The sequence below is a fragment of the Paenirhizobium cremeum genome, assembly GCF_022884085.1.
GTDB classification, from domain to species: Bacteria; Pseudomonadota; Alphaproteobacteria; order Rhizobiales; family Rhizobiaceae; genus Allorhizobium; species Allorhizobium cremeum.
The window spans coordinates 96,082-103,354 of sequence record NZ_JAGGCS010000017.1 but is presented as its reverse complement, the minus strand read 5'-3'; the positions used below and the strand labels follow the sequence as shown (position 1 = coordinate 103,354).

The window sequence follows — 7,273 nt, the reverse complement described above, 5'->3', positions numbered from 1 at the left end:
TACCTCAGCCGCAGACGCTCTCCCGCGCAGCGGGTTCGTTCACCGGCACAAAGGCAGGCAGATCCTTAACAGCCGATTTGGCGGCGCAAAACTGCCGTGAGCCTTTTGGCCGCCCCGCCGCAAAAATGAGCCCGGAAGCGGAAATTATTGCCGTTCGACCGTCCAGTTGACTGATGCCCAAAGCCAGGGCACAAAGGTGGTATCCACGGTCGCTCGCGGCAGGAAAACAGAGGGAATTTCAAGGTTTTTTCTCTAAGCCATTGAAATCATGTGAGAATCCAGGTTCCCCAGCCAATCTCTCCAAACTCCAATGATTTCAATCACTTGAGCGTACCTTAGAATGTACCTCATGCGCGACCAGTCGCAATAAAGTCGTACAGATTGCTGCTTCCAGACAGCTATGTCCTCATGCATTCGATCAGCACGATGGAGCCACTGCAATGCGTACGGACAATTTGTCCGTTGACATCAGCACACAAACGATACACTCTTCTTGGCATGGAAACGGTCTCTAAGGAGGACCCAATGGCCGAGAATATCAAAGACGAGTTCGCCCGCCGCGTCTACAAGCTGATGCTCAATAAGGGCATGAACCAGAGCGAATTGGCCCGCGCCTCCGGTTTGGAGCGCAACCGCATTTCGGCTTACGTGCGCGGAGTGGCGCTGCCGACTGGGCTATTCTTGACGAAGCTAGCCTCGGCGCTCGGCGTGAAGCCTACCGACCTGCTGCCGGACAGCAGGCTCGACGAGGAGAAGCCAACCTACTCTGTGTTGCGTTCAGCTGATGGAAAAGACATGCGCCTCACTACTGACGTGTGGCTTCCGGTCGACATTGGCAACCAAGTTGTCCAACTGCTCACAAAACATGCGAAGACACCTGAACTGTGACGGAAAACCTATGCCCTCTTCGAGGTAAACCCGGATGGGGCACCGTTGGAAACTTGAGGGAATATTTGTCCGAAAAGATGTGAAGAGGCAATCTGACAAGAGGCCTTGCCAGCGCCCCCGCCTTCCTCTTTTTTGTCGAAGAAGCCAATACCGTTGCAGTTGCCTGTGAATATCCTCCGAGATTTGTAAACGCCTTCTTCCTGATCTTGAGGCAAGAGGAGCATCATGAGCAAACTGAATTTCAAGTGGGGAGTTTAAGCGCGACGCTGCGCGTCAGACCACAGCGCCACTGACTGCCTGATGCTCCAGGTGTTTTCCAGAGTTTGGAGCCACCGGTCGGCAGGCTTGATGTGGCCGCAAAGGTTATGCGACCGGCTTTTGGCGATACGGTCGCTGGTGAACGGCTTGCCCAGGGACGTTGATGCGCCGAGCGCGGAAAGGCCGGAACAACCGCTCGGGTTGCTCCGGCCTTGCGCACTGCCCCGTCTCCCCCGACAGCAAGCAGAAGATCTTTCCGGTCAGTTGGTCGCCTCGCCCCGGACCACCCGCCAGTCGGGGCGGCCGAGGTTGAAGGGCCATGCGTGAACGTCGCGGTCGTTGAAGTAGACGACCTCGACGAGGCTGGGGAACTCGTCCCGTTTCAGCGTCGCCTCCTGCATCCAGGGGGTGATATAGCCGTCGCTGCCCTCGTAGCCGAATTCCGCGACCCAGACCGGCTTGCCGTAGCCCTCGACCAGATCGTAGCCCTGCTTCAGGCTCTCGGGGAAGTTTCGCGGCGCGCCATAGGCGCGTTCGTCATATCCCTCGAGACCGAAGACCGAGAGGCCCACCTGGTCGACATAGCCGTCGCCGGGATAGTAGGCCGTGAGGTTCGGCAATCCCTTCGGCGACCACATGCGTTCCGCCTTCGGGGCCTCCTGCCGCAGGATGTCCATCATCCGCCGGTAAGCGGTGATGTAATCCTGCGGCGCCCACCCGGCCCATGAAAAGCGCCCCGAAGTATCTTCCATTTCCTGAGCCCAGCGCACGATGACCGGGCTCTTCATCTGGCCGATCAGCGCAGAGATGGTCCGCATGTTGACGTCGTAGTCGCCGCGCATCACCTTTTGCCGCAACTGATCCGAGGTGAGCCGCCAGCCCACGTCCCATGACCAGGGCTCGATGGTGATGAGCAGGTTGCGGTTTCGCTCCAGCGCATAGGTATCGGCAAGCTTCAGCGAGTCGAGATCGACGTCTTCCCACGGCAGGAAGAGGCCTTCGGTCGATACGTTCTTCTGGCTCGAAAAATCCCCGTGCGGATCGTAGGCTCCGAACCTGATGCCCCCTTCGTGGACAATCGGCCGCTTGTCGCGGATCGTCTGGGCGGTCGTATTGACGAGACCTCCCAGGCCCTGCGCCCGTGTCAGGGGATAGGAACCGACGACGACCAGCGACGTAACCGCCGTTGTCAGAAGCGTTCTTCTCTTGATCTTTTTCATCGCAGTCCTCCTTCCTTTTCAGTTTGCCGCCAGGTTCTTCTTGAGATCGAGCGCGCGGCGGCTGATCGTGTCGGCGGCAATCAGCCTGCGGAACTCGTCTCCGGTTTGTTGCGGCGCGTGCCGGAATACATACCAGTGACCGAACGGATGGCGGCGCTGGTAGACCTTGTCGCCAACCTTGGCGTGGCCGAAACAGGTGGCCGCCCGGCCGGCGCCGTCGCTTGCGGTCCATTTGGCGAAGATGCAGAGCTTGCCATTGTTGTCGACGGCCCACCTGCCCTCACCCAGGGAAGGCTTGCCCTTCTCGTTGGTATAGGCGACGAAGCGGTGTCCCTTGGTATTGAACCGGCCGCCGCCCGTGCCCCAGACCCAGGTCTTGCCGCTGTAGATCGCCGTCAGTTCGGCCGCGCTCAGCGGTTCCACCTTCTTCTGCGATACGCCGCTGGCGGCGAAAGCGGCGACCGGCAAGAACAGGGTGAGCGCCAGGCATGCGATGCCACCGTTCCTCAGTTTTTTCTTCATTGTACCCTCCCTTTCTACAGATGCGCGTGGACAGTCCGGCCCAGCGCTACGCCTTGGGTTCAATTTCACCGATGGTTTCCGGCGGAGCGGCCCCAAGGCCGTTCCAGCGCAGATGGAATTTCACCGTCTTCGTCTTGCCGCCGAAACCGGCGCCGGCGACCGTGAACTGGGTCTTGGTGACGGTCAGAACATTCTGGCCGTGAGCCAGCGCCTCCAGCGAGCCGAGGCCGTTTCGACGGAGTTCGGCGCCGCTGACACCGACCGCCAGTACGCAACCGACCATCGCAAAACCCACGCCGCCGGAGCGGGAGACCGCACGCAAGCCGTTTTCGGCCGCATGACGCATGACGATCAGGGCGGCGGCCATCGCATAGACCGCGGCATTGATGCAGACGAAGATGTAGAAACCCCGCGCGGCGCCATCTGCCGGCGCAAACGCCATGGCGGCCGCCGAAAAGCCGGCCAGCACGGCGTAAGGCGCAAGGATGCGAACCGGCAGAAGCCGCACGTCCTGCTTGCCCTTGGGCGTGATGCGGAAATCAACGAAGCTGCGGGTGATGCAGTCGCGAATGGCGAGCAATGTTCCGGCAAGCGACCACGGCCAGCGCAACAGGATGAAAACGATACCTTCCCAGCCGAACAGCTTGGCATCATGGGGGCGATAGGTGCCGCTTCGCCTCCAGAAGATGGCAAGGCCGATCAGCACCAGGGACACGGGTGCAAAATGGAGAAGAAAATCCGGATAGCTGACATTGACGAAGACCTTGCCCGTCACGAGAGCCACCAGCGGCATGGCAAACATCAGCGCCATGAAGCCGGAGAAGAGCGGATACCAGAGCTGCGAGAAGATGAACTGGAACTTCAGCCGCGGCGGCAGTTGGCTGACCAGCGGCGCGGAATACTGGAGCAGGATCGTCGTGAGGCTGCGCGACCACTGGAACTCCTGCACGCAGAGATCGGCGAAGGTTTCCGGTCCGTCTCCATGGGCGATCGCGTCGAGCGCATGCACGCCGCGCCAGCCGCCGGCATTCATCATCAGCGTGGTCGAATGGTCCTCGGCAAGCTCGGGGCCGAGACCGCCGATCTCGCGCAATGCCCTGGTGCGAACCGCATAATGCGACCCGATGCAGAGCGGCGCCCAGCCATTGTTGTAGCCGGCCTGCAAGGCGCCATGCAGGCTCGCCTCGGCATAGAGCCGTCCGCGTGCCGCCCAGCTCGATTTGGCATTGGCATCGCAGATGCTCGGCGCGGACACGTAACCGACCGACGGGTCCGAGAAGGGACGGATCACCTCCTGCAGATAATCCGGATCGGGCACATGATCGGCATCGAATTGTGCGACGAAATCATAGCGGTCATAGCCGTAACGATCGTAGAAATAGGCGAGATTGCCTTCCTTGCAGCGCGTCCGGCGTGGCCATTCGGCACGGTGGTATTCGGCAATGCCCTTGCGGGTGGAGATAAAGATCCCGCGCTCGGCGCACCAGCGCCTGGTCTCTTCGTCAGGGTCCTCGTCAGCCAGCCAGACGTCGAAATCGAGACCGCGTTGCGACAGCATGGCGGACAGCGTCCTGCAAACGACCTCGAAGGGCTCGGAAGGAGCCTTGGTGACGACCATGGCAACACGACCGTTCGGCAGAGGTACGGAGCGCCGCATGCGCCTGGCATTGAAGAAGATCAGGATGAAATAGGCCGGGACGAGCGATATCCAGGCCATGACAAGCGTGATGAGGGCAAATGACAGCCAGCCGATGACATGGGCCGGATCGAGCCACCAGATCCAGAAATTGGCGAGCGCTCCGAACCAGCAGAGCATGCCGAAAAGGTAGGCAAGCCGTGCTTTCCCGCAGAAAATCGGCTCCATCGCCCCGTCCCCGATATCCTGCCTGTCGGCGGCCATGCCGATGTTCGGGATCGCGCTCATCGAACCACCTCCAGGCCGAAGGTGGGGCTGGCGGTTCGGATGATCGTATCGATATCCGAAAGGCGCGGCACGAAGCCGAGCGCGATACGGGCGCTCGCGGTATCCGCGAACAATGCCGGCGGATCGCCGGGCCGCCGTGGCTTGAACGTGACGGGAACGCGCCGGCCGGTGACGCGGCCGATCGCCTGCAGGACTTCATCGATCGAGGTGCCCTGGCCCGAACCGAGGTTCAGCCGAAGCGTCCTGCCGCCGTTCGCGAGATGCCGGAGCGCCGCCACATGGGCATCGGCCAAATCGCTGACGTGGATATAGTCACGAATGCAGGTGCCGTCGTCGGTCGGGTAGTCCTGGCCGAATATCTCCAGCCGGTCGAGCCGTCCGGCGGCCGCAAGCAGGGCCCGCGGGATAAGATGCGTCTCCGGCTCATGGCGTTCGGCGAGTTCTCCGTCCGGATCGGCTCCCGCGGCGTTGAAATAGCGCAACGCGACGAAGTTCAGCCCATAGGCTTCGGCGTAATCCTCAAGAGCCATCTCGAAGATCAACTTGGTGCGCCCATAGGGATTAACCGGCACCTGCATGCTGTCTTCGCGGATCGGCAGTTGCTCGGGAATGCCGTAGGTCGCACAGCTGCTGGAAAAGACGATCCTGCCGATGCCTGCCGAAAGGCAGGCATCGAGCAGGCTGAGGCCCGCTACCACATTGTTGCGGTAGTATTTTTGCGGATTGGCGACGGATTCCCCGACATAGGCATTGGCAGCGCAGTGGATCACGCAATCCGGCGCGAAGCGGTCGAAGGCCGCCCGCAGCGCACCGCCATCCGCGATATCGGCCTCGATCAGCGGTCCCCACCGGACCGCATCCGCATGTCCGGTGGAAAGGTTGTCATAGGCCACCGGGATGAAGCCCGAATGGGAAAGCGCCTTGCAGATATGGCTGCCGATGAAGCCGGCGCCTCCGGTAACGAGAACAGTGCGAGACATCTCACAATGCCTCCGCGGGTTCGCGTCCTTCCGTTGCAGCTTGGCCGATCACGGCATCGAAGTAACGGATGGTCTTTTCCAGTCCGTCCCTTAACGACACACGCGGCCGCCAGCCGAGTTCTTCCGCAGCCCGTGAAATATCGGGGCGGCGCTGCTTCGGATCGTCGACAGCAGCGGCAAGATGCACGATGCGCGAGCGGGAATTGGTCAGGTCGCGGATCAGTTCGGCGAGTTGAAGAACCGGGATCTCGACCGGATTGCCGAGATTGATAGGCCCGATGCAATCGCTTCCGGCGCCGGAGAAGCGCATGAAAGCCTCGATCAGGTCGTCGACGTAGCAGAGCGAGCGGGTCTGGCGACCGTCGCCGTAAATCGTCATGTCCTGGTTCTGCAACGCCTGAACGATGAAGTTCGAGACAACGCGGCCGTCATCCAGGCGCATGCGCGGGCCATAGGTATTGAAGATGCGGCCGACCTTGATATCGACGCCGTACTTGCGGTGATAGTCGAAGAACAGCGTTTCAGCGCAACGCTTGCCCTCGTCATAACATCCCCGCGGCCCGATCGGGTTGACGTTGCCGCAATAGCTTTCCTGCTGCGGGTGCTGGAGCGGATCGCCATAGACCTCGGATGTCGAGGACTGCACCACCGTCGCCCGATTGCGGCGCGCGAGATCCAGTGCATTCAGCGCACCGAGCACGCCCGTCAGCAAAGTGCCAACGGGATCGCGCTGATAGTCCGGCGGAGAGGCCGGCGAGGCGAAGTTGAAGATCAGGGAAGCCGCGACATCGTAGGGCTCGCGGACATCGTGCTCCATCACGCGGAAACGCGGATTCGACAGGAGATGACGGATGTTTTCCCGCCGCCCGGTCGAAAAATCGTCGCAACAGACAACGCTGTGGCCCGCCTGGAGCAGCCGCTCGCACAGGTGCGATCCGAGGAACCCGGCACCGCCATTGACGAGAACTGTTCGGGGAAAAGGTCCGGACGCCATGTCAAGCGCCGGAGAACCATCAGAGAAGAGTTTACGCATTACACATACCCCCTGCCTCGGAGCCATGAATAAAGACCCCGAACGCGACACTACGAAAACCATACACCGCAAGTCTTATTACATCTGTATCAAAACAGAACATCTTTCTTTTGGAGAAGACTTTTAAATTAAGCTTGCGTAAACATAAGTACGCTCTCGATTTCTATTTAGGTCAATGATTTTTTTTGGTAAATTCCGATTTGATTATGAGTAATACTTTGTGGTTACAATTCCTTAATCATTTGATGGCAGGCCCCCTTCCCTCCGCGTAGCACCTGCCGCATCAACAGAAATCGCTAATACACCTCTGTCAAAATGCGCTCGAATCAGTCAGATTGTGTCGGAGAGCAACCGGCGGCGGAGAGATCTCGTGCGATACCACACAAGGGCAGCCAGCAAAGGGCTGGGCGCGATGCTCAGATTAAGCGCGTTGGCCGCAGTTGCGCTC

General features: G+C 60.3%; 6 protein-coding genes. 1 reads left to right on the top strand and 5 read right to left on the bottom strand.

Going from position 1 to position 7,273, the window contains the following annotated elements:
- Positions 1–525: 525 nt before the first annotated feature.
- Positions 526–888, top strand: coding sequence for a helix-turn-helix domain-containing protein (locus J5N58_RS23170; RefSeq protein ID WP_244713288.1), 363 nt, complete (start codon positions 526–528; stop codon positions 886–888).
- Between the two features lie 518 nt (positions 889–1,406).
- On the opposite strand, the gene J5N58_RS23165 is transcribed toward J5N58_RS23170, so the two are convergent.
- The 5 genes from J5N58_RS23165 to J5N58_RS23145 are packed head-to-tail and all read right to left on the bottom strand — an operon-like array spanning position 1,407 to position 6,786.
- A complete protein-coding gene (locus tag J5N58_RS23165; RefSeq protein ID WP_112828352.1) occupies positions 1,407–2,366 on the bottom strand; it encodes a glycoside hydrolase family 26 protein in 960 nt (319 codons plus the stop codon).
- 18 nt (positions 2,367–2,384) lie between these two features.
- Complete coding sequence (locus J5N58_RS23160; protein ID WP_113442117.1) at positions 2,385–2,888, bottom strand: DUF995 domain-containing protein; 504 nt, start codon at positions 2,886–2,888, stop codon at positions 2,385–2,387.
- Positions 2,889–2,934: 46 nt separating this feature from the next.
- Positions 2,935–4,788, bottom strand: coding sequence for a glycosyltransferase family 2 protein (locus tag J5N58_RS23155; protein ID WP_425314487.1), 1,854 nt, complete (start codon positions 4,786–4,788; stop codon positions 2,935–2,937).
- A 20-nt stretch (positions 4,789–4,808) separates the two neighbouring features.
- Complete coding sequence (galE, locus tag J5N58_RS23150; RefSeq protein ID WP_113339731.1) at positions 4,809–5,792, bottom strand: UDP-glucose 4-epimerase GalE; 984 nt, start codon at positions 5,790–5,792, stop codon at positions 4,809–4,811.
- Between the two features lies 1 nt (position 5,793).
- The gene (locus J5N58_RS23145; RefSeq protein WP_244713322.1) at positions 5,794–6,786 is read right to left on the bottom strand and encodes a UDP-glucuronic acid decarboxylase family protein; all 993 of its coding nucleotides are present in this window, start codon (positions 6,784–6,786) and stop codon (positions 5,794–5,796) included.
- Positions 6,787–7,273 lie beyond the last annotated feature (487 nt).

Bases quoted from the DNA above. Each gene is read 5' to 3' on its own strand.
- J5N58_RS23170 (WP_244713288.1), top strand. From the start codon at position 526: ATGGCCGAGAATATCAAAGACGAGTTCGCCCGCCGCGTCTACAAGCTG.
- J5N58_RS23165 (WP_112828352.1), bottom strand. From the start codon at position 2,366: ATGAAAAAGATCAAGAGAAGAACGCTTCTGACAACGGCGGTTACGTCG.
- J5N58_RS23160 (WP_113442117.1), bottom strand. From the start codon at position 2,888: ATGAAGAAAAAACTGAGGAACGGTGGCATCGCATGCCTGGCGCTCACC.
- J5N58_RS23155 (WP_425314487.1), bottom strand. From the start codon at position 4,788: ATGGCCGCCGACAGGCAGGATATCGGGGACGGGGCGATGGAGCCGATT.
- galE (WP_113339731.1), bottom strand. From the start codon at position 5,792: ATGTCTCGCACTGTTCTCGTTACCGGAGGCGCCGGCTTCATCGGCAGC.
- J5N58_RS23145 (WP_244713322.1), bottom strand. From the start codon at position 6,786: ATGGCGTCCGGACCTTTTCCCCGAACAGTTCTCGTCAATGGCGGTGCC.